Source organism: Tabrizicola sp. (assembly GCF_041911175.1).
Taxonomy (GTDB): domain Bacteria; phylum Pseudomonadota; class Alphaproteobacteria; order Rhodobacterales; family Rhodobacteraceae; genus Tabrizicola.
Map to the genome: position 1 here is coordinate 40697 of NZ_JAYRPN010000101.1, position 17020 is coordinate 57716.

The 17020-nt window shown below is 66.5% G+C and carries 16 protein-coding genes and 1 pseudogene; 13 read left to right on the forward strand and 4 right to left on the reverse strand.

The features are described 5' to 3' along the window. Positions 1 to 115 precede the first annotated feature (115 nt). The 5 genes from ACE3P6_RS13885 (at position 116) to ACE3P6_RS13905 (ending at position 5505) form a co-directional block, all read left to right on the forward strand. Entirely contained in the window at positions 116 to 982 is an 867-nt protein-coding gene (locus tag ACE3P6_RS13885) for an EAL domain-containing protein (protein WP_374396048.1), read from the forward strand. A gap of 415 nt (positions 983 to 1397) precedes the next feature. Further along, on the forward strand, positions 1398 to 2570 hold the full coding sequence (locus ACE3P6_RS13890; protein ID WP_374372346.1) for an acetyl-CoA C-acetyltransferase: 1173 nt from the start codon (positions 1398 to 1400) through the stop codon (positions 2568 to 2570). A 131-nt stretch (positions 2571 to 2701) separates the two neighbouring features. Further along, positions 2702 to 3427 (forward strand): beta-ketoacyl-ACP reductase, encoded by a 726-nt coding sequence (locus ACE3P6_RS13895; protein ID WP_374396051.1) that lies wholly within the window; start codon positions 2702 to 2704, stop codon positions 3425 to 3427. Positions 3428 to 3628: 201 nt separating this feature from the next. Next, positions 3629 to 4648 carry a sugar-transfer associated ATP-grasp domain-containing protein gene (locus ACE3P6_RS13900; protein WP_374396054.1) on the forward strand — a complete coding sequence of 340 codons (1020 nt, stop codon included), beginning with the start codon at positions 3629 to 3631 and terminating at the stop codon, positions 4646 to 4648. Next, on the forward strand, positions 4645 to 5505 hold the full coding sequence (locus tag ACE3P6_RS13905; protein WP_374396057.1) for a DMT family transporter: 861 nt from the start codon (positions 4645 to 4647) through the stop codon (positions 5503 to 5505). Before ACE3P6_RS13900 ends, ACE3P6_RS13905 begins: the two co-directional genes overlap by 4 nt. Here ACE3P6_RS13905 and ACE3P6_RS13910 read toward each other — a convergent pair. The 3 genes from ACE3P6_RS13910 to ACE3P6_RS13920 all read right to left on the reverse strand — a co-directional run bounded on the left by ACE3P6_RS13910 (position 5502) and on the right by ACE3P6_RS13920 (position 6739). Continuing rightward, the gene (locus ACE3P6_RS13910; protein ID WP_374372355.1) at positions 5502 to 5669 is read right to left on the reverse strand and encodes a YdcH family protein; all 168 of its coding nucleotides are present in this window, start codon (positions 5667 to 5669) and stop codon (positions 5502 to 5504) included. The two genes, ACE3P6_RS13905 and ACE3P6_RS13910, sit on opposite strands and share 4 nt — an antisense overlap. A gap of 96 nt (positions 5670 to 5765) precedes the next feature. Further along, entirely contained in the window at positions 5766 to 6524 is a 759-nt protein-coding gene (locus ACE3P6_RS13915; protein WP_374396060.1) for a tRNA1(Val) (adenine(37)-N6)-methyltransferase, read from the reverse strand. Next, positions 6524 to 6739 (reverse strand): DUF2007 domain-containing protein, encoded by a 216-nt coding sequence (locus ACE3P6_RS13920; protein ID WP_374372359.1) that lies wholly within the window; start codon positions 6737 to 6739, stop codon positions 6524 to 6526. Before ACE3P6_RS13920 ends, ACE3P6_RS13915 begins: the two co-directional genes overlap by 1 nt. Positions 6740 to 6781: 42 nt before the next feature. On the opposite strand from ACE3P6_RS13920, the gene ACE3P6_RS13925 reads away from it, so the two are divergent. From ACE3P6_RS13925 to ACE3P6_RS13960, 8 genes are all read left to right on the forward strand, one after another. Further along, a complete protein-coding gene (locus ACE3P6_RS13925) occupies positions 6782 to 7807 on the forward strand; it encodes a polyprenyl synthetase family protein (RefSeq protein WP_374396063.1) in 1026 nt (341 codons plus the stop codon). Between the two features lie 257 nt (positions 7808 to 8064). Continuing rightward, positions 8065 to 8898 carry an FHA domain-containing protein gene (locus ACE3P6_RS13930; RefSeq protein WP_374372363.1) on the forward strand — a complete coding sequence of 278 codons (834 nt, stop codon included), beginning with the start codon at positions 8065 to 8067 and terminating at the stop codon, positions 8896 to 8898. Beyond that, a complete protein-coding gene (locus tag ACE3P6_RS13935) occupies positions 8879 to 9931 on the forward strand; it encodes a PP2C family serine/threonine-protein phosphatase (protein WP_374372365.1) in 1053 nt (350 codons plus the stop codon). Before ACE3P6_RS13930 ends, ACE3P6_RS13935 begins: the two co-directional genes overlap by 20 nt. A 3-nt stretch (positions 9932 to 9934) precedes the next feature. After that, positions 9935 to 12316, forward strand: a complete 2382-nt coding sequence (locus ACE3P6_RS13940) for a hypothetical protein (protein ID WP_374396065.1) — start codon at positions 9935 to 9937, stop codon at positions 12314 to 12316. 154 nt (positions 12317 to 12470) lie between these two features. Further along, complete coding sequence (locus ACE3P6_RS13945) at positions 12471 to 14534, forward strand: dynamin family protein (protein ID WP_374396067.1); 2064 nt, start codon at positions 12471 to 12473, stop codon at positions 14532 to 14534. 31 nt (positions 14535 to 14565) lie between these two features. Next, entirely contained in the window at positions 14566 to 15522 is a 957-nt protein-coding gene (locus tag ACE3P6_RS13950; RefSeq protein WP_374396069.1) for a dynamin family protein, read from the forward strand. A 24-nt stretch (positions 15523 to 15546) separates the two neighbouring features. Beyond that, positions 15547 to 15912: a hypothetical protein gene (locus tag ACE3P6_RS13955; RefSeq protein ID WP_374372375.1), complete on the forward strand. Its 366-nt coding sequence runs from the start codon at positions 15547 to 15549 to the stop codon at positions 15910 to 15912. Positions 15913 to 15942: 30 nt separating this feature from the next. Beyond that, positions 15943 to 16797: a hypothetical protein gene (locus ACE3P6_RS13960; protein WP_374396072.1), complete on the forward strand. Its 855-nt coding sequence runs from the start codon at positions 15943 to 15945 to the stop codon at positions 16795 to 16797. Positions 16798 to 16845: 48 nt separating this feature from the next. Here ACE3P6_RS13960 and ACE3P6_RS13965 read toward each other — a convergent pair. Further along, a pseudogene (locus tag ACE3P6_RS13965) lies at positions 16846 to 17020 on the reverse strand (glutamate dehydrogenase); the annotation flags it as partial.

Below are 17020 nucleotides of genomic sequence, written 5' to 3' on the forward strand. Positions count from 1 at the left end.
CGAGACCTTTGGGTTCGGGGTCGGGAGAATTGGAACAAAATGCGAATTTTGACCTTCCGTTTACCCTTGGCGGTCTAGGCTGTCGACAGTCAACTGCGCCGGCCGGGGGTTTCGCATGGGCTATCTGAAGGAACCGAAGTCATCGAAGTTCGACCGCGACCCGGCGCTGGCCAGCCCGCTGGCGGCGGCGATCTCGGTGCAGGACCGGGAAACGCTGGCGATGGTCGCCTCGGCGCTGAAGGACCGGCGGATGCGGCTGGCGTTCCAGCCGGTGGTCTATGCGGGTGATCCGGGGATCATCGGTTTCTTCGAAGGGTTCATCCGGCTTCTCAACCTGCGCGACCAGGTGATCCCGGCGCGGGATTTCATGGCGGCGGTGGAACAGCAGCAACTGGGGCGCGAGATCGATTGCGCGGCCTTGCAGCTGGGCCTGATGGCCATGCAGCGCAACCCGCAGATCCGGGTGTCGGTGAACATGTCGGCGCGGTCGGTCGGCTACCGGCCCTGGGTGGAGATCCTGCGCCGGGCCTTGCAGGACGCGCCTAGGCTGGGGGCGAACCTGATTCTGGAGATCAACGAAGCCTCGGCCCTGCAGGTGCCCGATGTGCTGAAACCCTTCATGGCGGACATGCGCGAACACGGGATCGTCTTTGCGCTGGATGATTTCGGCTCCGGAATGACCTCGCTGCGGCTGTTGCGCGACCTGGGGTTCGAGATTGCCAAGATCGACGGCAGCCTGGTGAAGAATGTCGACCGCCTGCCGGAAGGCCAGGCCGTCTGCCGGGCGGCAATCGCGCTGGCGGAAGAACTCGGGATGTATGTCGTCGCCGAGGCGGTGGAGACCGAGGGCGAGGCGACATGGCTGCGCGAAGCGGGGGTCGGCTGCCTGCAGGGCTATCTCTTCGGCCCGCCGACGGTGACGCCGGATTTCCGGGCCTTCCGGCATGGTCGGCCTGCGCTCAAGGGACAGGAGTTGGCCTGAGCGCCCCTGGCCAGCGCGGGGCGCGGGCGGGTCGGGGAGAGCGCGTGCCCGGGGCATCGGTGCCGACGCTTGACGCTCGCTCTGAGGCGCCGTGTCGTCGAGAGTTTGCGCTGGCACCCGACCCACTGTCCGGACCTGCCGGACAAGCAGAAGCACCTGTGCCATCGGCAAGCAGAAGCAACCTCGGCGCTTCGGCGCGGACGGACAGCCACCGTCTCGGGCCTCCGGTAGATTTTTGGCAGGGCTTGCACCTTATCCGTCGGCGGTGAAAGCCCGTCGTGCCACCCGGCGAAACAGGCCCGCGACCGCATGGTTCTTGCACTTGCAGCAAGTTGTCCTTACGGCTGGGGCAATGCGGCGCGAGCCCTTCGTGCCACAGCCTTGCAGCATGGACGCACAGGGAGAGGATCAGACCATGACCAATGTCGTAATCGTGTCGGCGGGCCGCACCGCCGTGGGCAGTTTCAACGGCTCGTTCGCCAATACCCCGGCGCATGACCTGGGGGCAGCGGTGATCGAGGGCGTCGTCGCCCGCGCCGGCATCGACAAGGCCGAGGTCGAGGAGACGATCCTGGGCCAGGTGCTGACCGCCGGTCAGGGCCAGAACCCGGCGCGGCAGGCGCATATCAAGGCGGGTCTGGCGAAAGAGGCGAGCGCCTGGTCGCTGAACCAGGTCTGCGGCTCGGGCCTTCGCGCCGTCGCGCTCGGGGCGCAGCATGTCCAGTTGGGCGATGCGCGGATCGTCGTCGCTGGCGGGCAGGAAAGCATGAGCCTGTCGCCGCATGTCGCGCATCTGCGCGCCGGGCAGAAAATGGGTGACCTGAACTTCATCGATTCGATGATCAAGGACGGGCTCTGGGACGCGTTCAACGGCTATCACATGGGCCAGACGGCGGAGAACGTCGCGAACCAGTGGCAGATTTCCCGCGACATGCAGGACACCTTCGCGCTGGCCAGCCAGAACAAGGCCGAGGCGGCGCAGAAGGCGGGCAAGTTCAAGGACGAGATCATTCCCTTCACGGTGAAGACCCGCAAGGGCGACACCGTGGTCGATGCCGACGAATACATCCGCCACGGCGCGACGATGGACGCGATGACCAAGCTCAAACCGGCCTTCGTCAAGGATGGCTCGGTCACGGCGGCGAACGCCTCGGGCATCAATGACGGGGCGGCGGCAGTGGTGCTGATGACCGCCGAGGAAGCGGCGAAGCGCGGGCTGACCCCGCTGGCGCGGATCGCCTCCTATGCGACGGCGGGCCTTGACCCGGCGATCATGGGCGTCGGGCCGATCCATGCCAGCCGCAAGGCGCTGGCGAAGGCGGGCTGGAAGGTCGGCGACCTGGACCTGGTGGAGGCGAACGAGGCTTTTGCGGCGCAGGCCTGCGCGGTGAACAAGGACATGGGCTGGGACCCGTCGATCGTGAACGTGAACGGCGGTGCGATCGCCATTGGCCACCCGATCGGCGCGTCGGGCGCGCGCATCCTGAACACGCTGCTGTTCGAGATGGGCCGTCGCGGCGCGAAGAAGGGTCTGGCGACTTTGTGCATCGGCGGCGGCATGGGTGTCGCCATGTGCCTGGAGCGGTAAGGACGGCGCGTGCAAGCACGCAGCCTGCGACTTTGACGGATCGGGCGCGCAATAATGTTGCGCGCCCGATTTCGTTTCGGTAACAGGATTTCAATGGGATACGGTTGCTTACCTTAAGGAGGAGAATCACGATGGCACGGGTTGCATTGGTCACCGGCGGGTCGCGCGGCATTGGCGCGGCGATCTCGGTCGCGCTGAAGGCGGCGGGTTACAAGGTCGCGGCGAACTATGCCGGCAACGACGAGGCGGCAGCCGCCTTCACCAAGGAGACCGGCATCCCGACCTACAAGTGGTCGGTCGCGGACTATGACGCCTGCGCGGCGGGGATTGCGAAGGTCGAGGCGGACCTCGGACCCGTCGACATCCTGGTGAACAACGCCGGGATCACCCGCGACTCGATGTTCCACAAGATGACGCCGGCGCAGTGGAAGGAAGTCATCGACACCAACCTTTCGGGCCTGTTCAACATGACCCACCCGCTGTGGTCGGGCATGCGCGACCGCAAGTTCGGGCGGGTGGTCAGCATCTCCTCGATCAACGGGCAGAAGGGGCAGGCGGGGCAGGCCAACTATTCGGCGGCCAAGGCCGGGGACCTGGGCTTCACCAAGGCGCTGGCGCAGGAAGGCGCGCGGGCCGGGATCACGGTGAACGCGATCTGCCCGGGCTACATCGCGACGGAAATGGTCAAGGCCATCGACGAGAAGGTACTGAACGAACGCATCATCCCGCTGATTCCCGTGGGCCGCCTGGGCGAGCCGGAGGAAATCGCGCGGATCGTGGTGTTCCTGGCCAGCGAGGATGCCGGTTTCATCACCGGATCCACGATCAGCGCGAACGGCGGGCAGTTCTTCGTGTGATCTCTTGTCAGGGGTGAGTGTCGGACGATACAGCTTGGCCGGTCGCTTTCCGGCCGATGGTAGACCTGCTTGACCGATGCTCGCCCCATTCTTGTCGTTCGCACACCGAAGCCGCAGTTGGACGTGGCGTCCGCGGTTCTGCGTGTCTCCCGTCTGACTGGGCGATCTGCGGCGAAGATTGGGCTGGACGTCATCCGGCGGTTGACCGGAAGCCAGAGGCTGACCCCGAGAGAATACTTCGTTCAGGGTGTCTGGCGCGGCGACCGGGACGAGAGGGCCGCCTATGTCGGGATCAGGTCCGGCAAGCACCTGAACCGATCACTTACCACGGTCGGCGCAGACGATCAGACGCTCCTGATGACCGACAAGTACCTGACAGGACTGATCCTGCAGGCCAGTGGCTTTCCCGTCCCGGATCTCAAGGCGGCATATTCCCAGTTCGCCTGTTTCGGATCGGTTCCGACCTTGCGCACTGCCGGAGAGCTGGCAGCCTGGCTGGAGTTCTCGGGTGAGCTGCCTGCCTTTGCCAAGCCGGTGGACGGGACGATGGCGCTGGGCTCGGTCCCGCTGATCCCGGCTGGCCCCGGAGAGGTGGACATTGGCGGTCGCACGGTTCCGGTGACGGCGCTGGCACAGGAAGTCGCCAATCAGTTTCCGCGCGGCTGGCTGATCCAGGAACAGTTGCGCCAGCCGCTGGAAATCGAGGCGTTGATCGGGCCGGGAATCGGCACTGTCCGGCTGGTGACGCTGTGGGAGGCGGAAGGCCCCGAGCTTCTTTACGCCGTGTGGCGGCACCCGGCTCCCGGAACCTGGGTCGATGCGGCCATCTTCGGCAAACCGAACGTCGGCTGCGCGCTGGACGCAGAGGGGCGGATCACGATGGTCCGGCTTGGCGATTTGCTCACGGGAAAGGACATCACGAACAGCCTGGTCACACCGGACCTTCCCCTGCTGGGCTACCAACTGCCGCAATGGAGCGATATGGTGGAGATCGGGCGGGCGGCGCACAGGCTGTTTCCGGGCCATGCGCTGCTGGGCTGGGACATTGCGATGACGCGGCGCGGACCCGTGATCAGCGAGGTCAATGCAAGCCCCCTGCATTTGTCCTATCAGCGATCCTTCCGTCGGGGCTTCCTGAATCAGGACTTTCGTCCCCGTCTGGACGCTGCTCGGTTGCTGATGCAGGAGCGTTGCGAAGCAAAGCGGATCAGCGGACAATGAACAGGGGAAAGGCGACTCTGATCGGCTTTTCGGCGGTGATGATGTGGTCGCTGCTGGCGCTCTTCACCATCGGCAGCGCGCCGGTGCCGCCACTGCTGCTGAACGCGATGTGCTTCGGGATCGGCGGGTTGATCGGGCTGGTCTGGACGGCGAGGTCCGGCTTCGGCGTGCTGCGCGGGGTGAGCTGGAAGGTCTATGCGTTCGGGACCATCGGCCTTTTCGGCTATCACTTCCTGTATTTCACCGCCTTCCGTCTGTCGCCCACGGCGGAAACCGGATTGATCGCCTATCTCTGGCCGCTGATCATCGTGCTGATGTCGGGTCTTTTGCCGGGGGAGCGGCTGCGGCCGCAGCATGTGGTGGGCGCGCTGATCGCCTTTGCCGGGGCGGCGGTGATCGTGCTGGGGCGGGGCGGCGAGGGCTCGGGCTCGGCGCTGGGGATGGGCCTTGCGTTCCTCTGCGCGCTGACCTGGGCGGGGTATTCGATCCTTTCGCGGCGGCTGGGCGCGGTGCCGACGGAAAGCGTCACGGTCTATTGCCTGTCGACGGCGGCGTTGTCGATGATCTGCCATCTGGCGCTGGAAGACACCGTCTGGCCCCAGGGGCCGCTGGGCTGGGCAGCGGTGCTGGCGCTGGGGATCGGGCCGGTCGGCGCGGCCTTCTTCACCTGGGATATCGGGATGAAGCGCGGCGACATCCAGCTGCTTGGCGTCGCAAGCTATGCGGCACCGCTATTGTCGACGCTGGCGCTGGTTCTGGCGGGGATTGCCAAGCCGACCCCAACCATCGCCCTGGCGGCGGTGCTGATCACCGGGGGTGCGGCGCTGGCCGCCCGGGCCAGCGCCGGGAAACGCTAGTTCGTCGTCAGCCGCGCGATTTCCTCCTTGAGGCGCAGTTTCTGCTTTTTCAGATCGGCGATCTGCAGGTCATCCGTTCCGGGACTGCGCTGAGCGAGTTCAACCATCTCCGAGAGAGTCTCGTGCTTCTTGCGCAGTTCCGCCAGATGCGATGCGATCGTCATGGTCATCCTCCTCGGTTGTTCACACCCCGAGTGCATCACGAAACCCGAGTCGTGTCATCACCTGTTACGGTTATGTGACAGAATGATCCGGCGAATTCAGCGGAACAGCGCCGTGAGGTCTGCCCCGTCGCGCAGCACGGCATTGGCCTGCGGCGTATAGCTTTCGCGGTCGCCGTCATGCTTCGCGCCCTGGTGGATGACGAAGGGGGCGAGCAGGCGGAATGGGGCGCGTCCACCCTTGCGGGCCCGGAGGAGGGCGCGCAGCGCGGGCCGGCCTTCGCGGGCGGCCAGCGGCAGGACGGCAGCGGAACCCAGCTTCGGGGCGAGGGCCGCCAGAACCTCGGGCAAACCATCGGCGCCACAGATCAGCGTCAGCCAGCCACCGGGCCGCAGGCGACGGGCGGCGGCGGCCACCCAGTCGGAGAGCGGCGTTTCCACCTGCATCGCACGGGCACGGATGGCGAGGGGCGAGGGGCTGCCGCCGGCCGGGTAGTAGGGCGGGTTGGCGATGACATGGTCGAAATCGCGGCGGAGCGGTTTCGGTATACGGGCAAGGTCGCCCTCTTGCACCTCGACCGATATGCCGTTGCGTTCGGCGTTGCGTCGGGCAAGGTCGGCATAGGCGGGTTGCAGTTCCAGCCCGGCGAGCGCCAGCCCCGGCACCCGCGCCCCGAGACAAAGCGCCGCAGCCCCTGCTCCGCAGCCGAGATCGAGCACGCTTTGCCCCGGTTCCGCCGGACAGGCGGCGGCAAGAAGGACCGGGTCGGTCGCGGCGCGGTAGCCCTGCACGGGTTGCAAGAGGCGCAGGCGGCCGCAGAGGAAATTGTCGTCCGAGAGCTGATCTTCGGCGAACATCAGGTCGGAAGGGGAATGTCGTTGTCGCGCAGGATGGCGGCGGCGCGGAAGTGGTCCTGATCGGCGACCATCAGCCGCCGGGGCAGGATGCCGATGCTGCCGTCGAGGACGCTCATGTGGACGTCCAGCGGAAAGGCCGCTATACCCTCGCCCTCAAGAAGGACGGTGGCGAAGGCGATCACGGTGGGGTCGGTCGTGCGCAGAAGTTCCTTCATGAATTCGGGTTACTCCCGCCCGACAGGCGGGGCAAGGGCAGCATGAACGGCATGGACGGAGCGGGCGAGAGCGCGGTGCAGAAGATCACGACACCGCAGGACAGGTTGACCTCAGTGCTGGCCGAGGACATGGCGGCGGTGAACCGGCTGATCCGGCAGCGCATGGCCAGCGAACACGCGCCGCGCATCCCGGAAGTCACGGCCCATCTGGTCGAGGCCGGGGGCAAGCGGCTGCGGCCCCTGCTGACGCTGGCCGCGGCGCGGCTTCTGGGCTACGCGGGCGACGATCATGTGAAGCTGGCGGCGACGGTGGAATTCATCCACACGGCGACGCTGCTGCACGACGACGTGGTCGACGAAAGCCAGCGCCGCCGGGGGCGTCCGACGGCGAACCTTCTGTGGGACAACAAGTCCTCGGTCCTGGTCGGGGACTACCTGTTCGCCCGCAGCTTTCAGTTGATGGTCGAAACCGGAAGCCTGCGGGTGCTGGACATCCTGGCCAATGCCTCGGCCACGATCGCCGAGGGCGAGGTGCTGCAACTGACCGCCGCGCAGGACCTGGCGACGGACGAGGCGGTCTACCTGCAGGTCATTCGCGGCAAGACGGCGGCGCTGTTCGCGGCGGCGACCGAGGCGGGCGGGGTGATCGCGGGCGGCGGTGAAGGCGAAATCAAGGCGTTGCGCGACTATGGCGATGCGCTGGGAATTGCCTTCCAGATTGTTGACGACATGCTGGACTACGGCGGTTCCGACGCGGTCATCGGCAAGAACACCGGCGATGATTTTCGCGAACGGAAACTAACGCTCCCGCTGATCAAGGCTGTTGCCAAGGCGAGCCCGGAAGAGCGCGCCTTCTGGGTGCGGGTGATCGAGAAGGGGCAGCAGGGTGAGGGCGATCTGGCACAGGCGATGGTGATTCTGCAGCGGCACGACGCAATATCTGCCTGCCGCAGGGATGCCCTGGCCTGGGTTGCACGCGCCAAATCGGCACTGGACAACCTGCCCGTGCATTCGCTGCGCGAGATTCTTTCCGAGCTTGCGGACTTCGTGGTGAGCCGCGTATCCTGACCCATCCCGATCCGCGAAATGACCGAATTAGGATCATTTTTTGGACAAAGTCTTCCAATAGCAAGGTCCGTCAAGCGGGCGATAAATCCCGTGGCAGTGCCGGTCCTGGCCAGGCGGCTTGCAGGTGACGACGGACAGGTGCGGTGGCGGGTGCGTTGGGCCCGGGGGAACGGAACCAGACCTGTTGAGGTCTTGGTAACCCGATCCGGGTGAAGATGAATGAACCCCAGGCCTGATCTGGGACGGAGTGCGGGACCATGAAATTCTTCGACTGGCTCTTTCGGCGGCAAGCGAAACCGGCGCGCGGCGCCCGGTTCGACGGCAGCGAAGCCGAGCAGATCGAGGCGACCAAGGCCGCGATCGACACGGTCGCCCGGGGCAATGGCCCGGCGGCCGGCCGCTTCCCGAAGCTGACCGACGGCACGCCCGAGGTGCTGACCCGGACTGCGACAAGCGCGGTGGTGGCCAAGGAAGGCCCGACGCCGACGGTCAACATCTGGGAGATGGAGGAGGAGGCCGAAGCGCCGACCCCCGCCCCGGTGCCGACCCCTGCGCGTGAGATTTCGGCCGATGCCGGTGCCCGGCGCCGCGCGACGCGGACCAAGACCCGCGTCCTCGGGTTCGAACCGCAGCCTGCGGCAGTGGTGCCGCTGTTCGACGAAGGCCGGATGGACGAGTCGATCGAGCCCGGCGACAAGGCCGGGGTGGTGATGTATCCCACCGGCTGGCTGGTGATCAAATCCGGCCCCGGTCGCGGGGCGGCCTTCCCGGTGATGCGTGGCGTGTCGCAGATCGGTCGCGGCTCGGACCAGACCATCGCGCTCGACTTCGGCGACATGGCGATCTCGCGGCAGCATCATGCGGCCATCGCCTATGATCCGATGACGCACCAGTTCCACGTCGGCCACGGCGGGAAATCCAACCTGGTGCGGCTGAACGGCAAACCGCTTCTGTCGACGGCGGTGGCGGGCGATGGCGACGAGATCCAGATCGGCGAGACGACTTTGGTGCTGAAAGTGTTGTGTAATGCCGACTTCAATTGGTCGGCGGTCGACTCCGAGGGAGACGCAGATGATATGGCGATCGCGTGAGCCGCGCTACGACGTAGCTTCCGGCATCAGCCAGGGCGCGCGCGACTACCAGGAAGATGCGATCACCGCGGACTTCCCGGTCGGGGCAGAGGCCGGGTTCGTGGTGCTGGCCGACGGGATGGGCGGGCACGCAGCGGGCGATGTCGCCTCGAAGATCGTCCTGACCGAGGTTTTCAGCGAGCTGAAGTTCCATTTCGCCGATGTCTCCGCCTTCGAGGCCCGGGCGCCGGAAATCCTGCGCAATGTCGCGGACCTGGCGAACGAGACCCTGCGCCAGCATACCCGCAGCCACCCGGAAACCGACGGGATGGGCGCGACGCTGGTGGTGCCCGCGCTGGTGGAAAACCGGCTGTGGTGGATTTCCATCGGCGATTCACCGCTGTTCCTGTTCCGCAACGGCAGGCTGAGCCAGCTGAACGAAGACCATTCGATGGCGCCGCAGATCGACTTCATGGTGAAGTCCGGCCTGATGGACCCTCAGGTCGCGGCGAACCACCCGGATCGCAACTGCCTGATCTCGGTGCTGATGGGCACGCGGATCCCGAAGATCGACTGCCCGACGAAACCGGTCGAACTGCTGGCCGGCGACATCGTCGTCTGCGCATCGGACGGATTGCAGTTCCTGACCAATGCCCAGATCGAGAAGGTGCTGGCGAAGTATCGCAAGACCCGTTCGACCGAGATTGCCGAACGCCTGCTGGGCGAGTTGATCAGGCTGGACGATCCCGACCAGGACAACATCAGCTTCACCGTGATCAAGGTGAACGATGCCTCGGTCCGCGTCCGGGAGGAGCGTCCGCGTGGTCCGTCGATGGCGGTCGTCAGGCCGCGTCGGCTGACGACCGTGGCGCCCGAGCATGTGGTGCTGCCGATTCCGAAGCCTGCGCCGATGCCGCTTCCGGGCGCCGAGCCCAAGGCGGCGCGCACGCCGCGCCCGCCGGTGCAGGCGGTGCAAGAAAGCAACCCTGCGCAAGCGGTGGAGGATTTGTCGGCAGTGAGGTTGCGGCCAAGGCGAGTCACCGTCATAAAGTAAGACATGGCAGATCTGGATGGAGAACTGACAGTCGCCCAGCGGCTTGGCCGCGCACTAGACCGCGGGCTCCTGCCCGCCGGAGGCCCGGCGGAGGCTGCGGAGCGTCTGATCGAACGGCTGGAGCGCCCGGCCCGCGTTGCTCTTCTTGGGCTGCCGGGGTCGGGGAAGTCCTCGATCCTCAACTTGCTTGTGGGCAATGCTGTCGTGCCCGAGACGCTGCGCCTGCCGACGATCATCGTCCAGCATGGCGATGTGGCACGGATGATCTGCACGCTGACCGATGGCACGACAAAGATCCTGCCCGGTCATGACCTGGCCGATGTCCTGCCGCTGGCGCCTGCATTGGTGACGCTGGAAATGGACCTGCCGGCGCTGAAGGTGATCAGCCTGCTGGAAGTCTCGGCCGGGCCGATGGAGGCCGAGCAGAAACGCGCCGCGACCTGGGCCAGCAAGCGCGCGGATATCGTGATCTGGTGCTCGACCTCCTACCTGCCGAAAGAGCAGGCGGTGTGGGAAAGCCTGCCGGATTCGGTCAAGGACAACAGCTTCATGTTCCTGACCAAGGTCGACTTGCTGGGCAGCCGCGAGTCCGCGACGGCAATGCATGAGCGGGTCGAGCTGCGCGCGGGCGAGGAATTCCGGCAGATCCTGTCGATCTCGGCCAAGCAGGCGCGGGCGGCGATGCCGCCGGGGGGCGTGGTGAACCGCGAACTGTTCCGCGACAGCGGGGCGTCCGGGGTGATTGCCGCGATCAAGACGCGGGTGCAGTCGGGGCGGCGTGCCGACATGGACACCGCCGAATTGCTGCTGGCGCGGCATGTCGAGGCGAGCGAACTCGTGGCCCGACGCTTCGCCGAACCGGGCGAAGAGACCGAGGCGCCAAAGGCCTGGGCGCCGCCACCCGAGCTGGAATCTGAAGCTGAGCCCGTATCGGAACCCGAGACGGAGGCAGTGGCCGATGTCGAGCCGGAACCGGAACCGGAAGCGCCGGAGCCCGAGATTGCGGTCGAGGCGGAGGAGACCGGGACGCCGGAGAGCGATGAGGAGCCTGCGCCTCTGGAACCGGAGGCCCCTGCCCCGGTGGTCGCAGCCAAGTCGGAGCCGGAACCGGAAGCGGAGCCGACCTCGCGGCGGAGGTTTGCCGACCGGATCAAGCGGGTGGCAACAGACGGCGAGACAGCAGCGACGCCGATGGTGCCTCTGAAGTCGACGTGGAAGTCGAAGGCCGAGGTGGAGTCCGCCGCCGAACCCGAGCCGCCCGCCCCCACGCGCCCGAGCGAGCCCGCACGGCGACCGCGCGCACAGGCCCAGCCGGTTCCCGAAGAAGCGGACGAGCTTGCACGCACGGTCGCCAACGTGGTTTCCGCGCTGGACGCGACACCCCAACCGACCGAAGACGCGGCGCAGCAGGCTGCTGCCGAAGCGGAGCCCGAGCCGACCCCACAGGAAGGGCAGCGGCGGCCTCGTGCGGTTACGCCGCGACCGGAACGGGCCGCACCGGACTCGCCCCGCGCGGCGCGTCCGCAACTGTTCGGCGGACGTCGCCCGGCCCCTGGCGGGGCGCCCTTGCCCGACCTTTCATCGCTGCGCGCCACGCCGGAAGAAATCGCCGCCTCGGCCGAGGCGCGCGAACAGGATCTGGCGGAAGAGCCTGACGACTTGTCGGCGGTGACGGTCGCCGAGGACGGTTGGGAGGAGCCCGAGGTCGAGCCGCCCGCGCCGGAGATGACCACGCCGGAGCCCCTTGCAGCCCGGCCCGAGCGCAGTGCCCGCCTGTTCGACCGCGCGCCGCGCCCGGCGGAACCCGTCGCTCCGCCCCGGGCCGAACCGATGCCGCGGGCAACCCCGGTATCGCGCTCGCCCGCTCCACCACGCGCTCCGGCGGTGCCAGCCGAACCTTTGGCTGCGCGGCACGCCCCGGATGAAGCGCAGTTTTCGCCGCGCGCGATCATGATGCGCGAACGCAGGGTCGAACCCGATGCCCCTGCCCCGCGCCGCGAACGCGCCCGGATCACTGCCCGCGCCCAGCCCGCAGCCGTGGCACCTGCCGCCCCGGCCCCGGTGTCGGGCACCGAGCAGGCGCTGGTGGAGGAGGCGCTTGGCCTGATTCTGTCACGCTCGGCCGAACTGGAGCGGGAGATCGACCCGGACTCGAAGGTTCCGGTCGATCTGATCCTGGATCACACCCGGGAAACCGGAGAGTTAATACAATCGGTGGTTGCGCGCGGCCAGTCCGAACCCTTGCGCCGAATCAACAGCGACCTGGGCGAGGTGATGGACCTTATCCTGTTGATGCAGTTGGAAAGAGGTCACGCGCCCGCCGACGACGCCCTGACCCTTATCCTGCAACTTAGACGCGAATTGGAAACATTGCGCGCGGTGTGACATCATTGTGAGCGTAGAATCGTCAAGAATGTGCCCAATTGGGACCACTTTCCAAACTTATGACATGATTGCGGGGGCTTGTGTCTTTGACCGCCCAGCTTAGATAGCCCGGGCAGGCGATCGGACGGAGCGATCCCGCAAGTGTGAGGTGATCATGGGACTGGGTGCCGTAGCAGAACACCAGGACGAGCCGGAAGCCGTGGCCGTCCAGGAGCCGGAAGTCGCGTTGAAGCGCAACTTCCCGGGGCTGGGGCGCATTGCCGACGCGATCACGCAGTTCGAGGACGTGCTGCGCGATTTCGTGACGATGGCCGACCCGGACACCGCGAAGAAAGTCACCCGGATCATGAGCCAGGTGCGCGAGGTCGAGCCCTCGGTCACCGTGATCGGCCAGATCAAGGCCGGGAAGACCTCGCTTCTGAACGCGATGATCGGCGCGCCGGGGCTGTTGCCCACGGACGTGAACCCCTGGACCTCGGTCGTCACCTCGCTGCACATCAACACGCCCAGCCCCGAGCTGAACGTGAAGGCGAAGTTCAAGTTCTTCGACAACGCCGAATGGGAAAAGCTGGTGTCGAACGGCGGGCGGATCGGCCAGCTGGCGGCCCGCGCCGGGGCGGATGACGAGCTGGAGAAGCTGCGCCTGCAAGTCGTGCAGATGCGCGAGAAGGCGCAGGCGCGCCTGGGCCGCAAGTTCGAGATGCTGCTGGGCACCGAACACCGCTATGGCACCGTCGATGACGCGCTGTTGCGCCGCTATGTCTGCGTCGGCGACGAGGAGGCGGGCGGGGCCGAACAGGGCCGCTTCACCGACATCACCAAGTCCGCCGACCTTTACATCGAGCGCGCGGATTTCCCGGTCATGCTCTGCGTGCGCGACACGCCCGGCGTGAACGACACGTTCATGATGCGCGAGCAGATCACGATCAACGCGGTGCGCGACAGCCGGTCCTGTATCGTCGTCCTGTCGGCGCACCAGGCGCTGACGACGATGGACATGGCGCTGATCCGCCTGATCGCGCACCGCCAGTCGCGCGAGATCATCATCTTCGTCAACCGGATCGACGAACTGCCGGACCCGGCGAACCAGGTGCCGGAGATTCACCGCGCCATCCTGGAGACGCTGGAGAAGAACAACGCGCCGCCGGACATCGACATCATCTACGGCTCGGCCCATTGGGCCAACGCGGTGCTGGAAGGCAAGATCGACGAGATGACCGACGACTCGACCGAGTCGGCGATCAACTGGACCCGCGCCGCCTTTGCCGACAAGATGGACAGCTGGTCGGCGGAGCAACTGGTCTGGCATGCCTCGGGCGTTCCGGCCCTGCTGGATGCGCTGGGGCAGCGGATGTACGAAGGCCCGGTGCGCGAGGCCTTGCAGAAATCCTCGCGGCAGGCGCTGAACCTGGCGCAAAGCCTGGACGTGGTGGACCAGGTCCGCATCCTGGAATCGGACGGCCAGCTGAATCGCACGATGACCCCGCAGCAACTGGATGCCGAGCTGCGCAAGATCGAACTGGGCGCGGTCGAGAAGCTGACCCATCTGACGAACAACGTCTGCAAGGACTTCACCCACCGGATCGACCAGAGCTACGAACGCTTCCTGGACCGCGCGACCAACAGCCTGATCGAACACCTGCAAGCGAATGGCGAGGATGCGACCTGGCACTACAGTCCGCTGGGGCTGCGGATGCTGCTGTCGTCCAGCTATCAGGTGGTGCTGAAGAAGATGCACGGCATCGCCGCCGAGGTGAACAACGAGACGGCGGTCAAGATCGCCGACCTCTACGGCCAGACCTTCTCGATCACCGTCGAGGGGTTCAAGATCGAGACGCCGGTCGTGTCCTACATCCCGCCGCCGATCAACCTGGGCCAGACCATCGCGCTGGACCTTCAGGTCAGCTGGTGGAAGGGCTGGTGGCAGCGCCGCCGGGGCTACAAGGCCTTTGCGCAGGACTTCAACAAGCTGATCCGGGCGGAAACCTACCCGATCATCAATGATCTGAAGACGATCCAGATCGGGCTGTTCCGCGAACGCACCCAGGCCACCCTGCGGGACTTCCTGCAGGAACAGCGCGAGCTTCTGATGAGCGCTCTGGCATCTTCCGAGATTTCGATGGAAGAGATGAAGGAGCTTTTCGGGGTGAATGCCTGGGAAGACCGGCAGGAATGCCTTGCCTCGATCATGGACGAACTTGCCATCTACGCCGACTAGGTTTCGACGAGGGTACGAAAGGACCTGAGGAATGCCGCTGACCCGCAAGCCCCGTATCGCCATCATGGGCGAGTTCAGCTCAGGGAAAAGCACGCTCTGCAACGTGCTGATGGGGGCAAGGCCGCTTCTGGAGAAGGTGACGGCGACGCAGCTGCCGCCGGTCTGGCTGTCCTACGGCCCCGACGATGCCTACACGATGGGCCTTGACGGTCACGCCTACGACCTTGACCTGGCGGAGCTGGACCGGGTCAGCCTGGAAACCACCGAGCATGTCCGCATCTTCATGAAGAGCGACATCCTGCGCTACTGCGACCTGATCGACATGCCGGGGATCTCCGACCCGTCGATGTCCTCGGAAGTGTGGGAGCGGATGGCGCACCTGGCCGATGCCGTGTTGTGGTGCACGCATGCCACCCAGGCCTGGCGGCAGTCGGAATCGGGCGTCTGGTCGACCTTCCCGCAGGAAATGCGGCAGAACAGCATCCTGCTGATCACGCGCTTCGACAAGATCCTGGGCGACACCGACCGCGCCAAGGTGGTCAAGCGGGTGCGGCAGGAAACTGAAGGGCTGTTTTCCGAGGTGTTCCCCGTCTCGCTGCTGCAGGCGATGCGCGCGGGTGAGGATGCCGAGAAATGGCGCTCCAGCGGGGCCGCCGATTTCACCCAGGCGCTGTTCGACGTCATCCACCGCATCATCGACGAGGGCCATCCCGAGCCGGGAGATGCCGACAAGCCCGCGATCACCCCGGATTCGGGCGACGAAACCGAACTGGGCCAGAGCCTGATCGCCGAGGCGTTCGAGCGGCTGACGGTGATCCGCAACACTCCGGTGATCAAGATCCTGCCGCGCCGGGTGGAGGCCAAGACCGAACGCCTGCTGCGTACGGAACGCCCCACCGCCGAAACCGGCCCGGCGCTGGTGACTTTCGCCGACAACATCGTCGGAACGGGCGATGCCTTGCCGACCAGCCGCGTGAAGATGTCGTAAGCCGGGAAGGGCGCTGACTTGGGCGTGAGCGAAAGCCTTGGTGCCGTTGCAAAGGCCTTTCCGCAGGCCCGGCTGGTCGCATTCGCCGACCTGTCCTCGCGCATGATCCTGTCCAGCGCCGGGTCGCTGGCGACCACGCAGGAACATCTTGACCGGCTGTGCGACCAGGCCCGGGCCAGTTTCGACGACCCCCTGTTCGCGCTGTCGGTCGAGGCGTTCGGCGAGCCGCAGGGCGCGGTGGTCATGGGTGCCGATGCGGTGCGGGTCTTCCTGCGGTCTGACACCGAGCCCGCCGATGCGATGTGCTGCATCTGCGATCATGGCATTGACCTTGCCGCGTTTGTGGCGAAAATCCGCGACACGCTTGAAAGCATCACCCATGCCGGGTGACGGGGCGCGTGACGGGGGTCGGGCAAACCGTTGAACAAGGCCACGCTTCCCATCGTCGCTCGCCTGCACAGCCTGCAGGCACCTGTCCGGCTTACCCCCGGCGGGGCGCGGGTGATTGCCGAAGCCGGTGACCGCAACCCGCTGGCGCAGCTTCTGCGCGCCGCGAACGAGACGATGCTTGGCCGCTCGCTGCAGTTCGATTCCGCCGGTGGCCCCAGCCTGACGCTGGATGTCTCCGGTCGCCGGGTGCTGCGCGTCAGTGCCGCGCTCGGCCTTTCCGGGTCGGAAAGCTGCCTGGGCGTCGAGGCGCTGGAGGATGAACACAAGGACGACCTGATCAAGCTGATGCAGGCGGTCGCAGCACCTCGGCAGGAACTGCGCGTCACCTCGGGCCCGATCGGGCGCGGCGGGGAAGAGGTCAGCGTCGGCCTGCCGGTGGCGCTTCTGGCCGATCTGGTGCTGATCGACCTGAACGACCTTGCGGGCGACGAACCTGAGGAGGGGGCCCTTGTGCCGGCACCCGTGTCCGACCGCATGACGGGCGCGACCCCGGGCGCGGGTCTTGCCGGATTTGCCGAGGCGGTTGGGCCAGGGCTTCAGGCCTGGCTCATCACGGGCGGTGCGGATGAAGGCCGGTCCAGTGGCCCGGAGGAGATGGTCTCGCACTTGCAGGGTTTTCTCGACGACGAGCGCGAGGCGGTGGACCGCCAGCTCGACATGCTGTCGGCCGGGCCGGGCGCGCCGGTTTGCGTCATGCTGGGCGCAACCCTGATCGAGGGGCACAGCATTCTCGTCGCGCGGCTGGATAGCGGGCTGCTGCTTGGCGTGATCGAGGGCGAAGGGACCGGCGCGGCGCTGGCGGCCTGGCGGGGCCTGCTGGCCTAGAGTCTGCCGGGCCCCGATCCGCAATCCTTCCCGAAGCCGTCCCTCCCCTTACAGCCCCTTTGACCTGTAGGTCTGTGCGACGCGACCGATGGAGACGATGTAGGCGGCCACCCGCAGGTCCTCGACGTCCTGGCGCGAGTGCCAGATCTCGCGCATCGCCTGGTAGGCCGTCCGCATCGTGTCGTCCAGGCCCGAGCGCACCAGCGCCAGCTCGTCCGAGCCG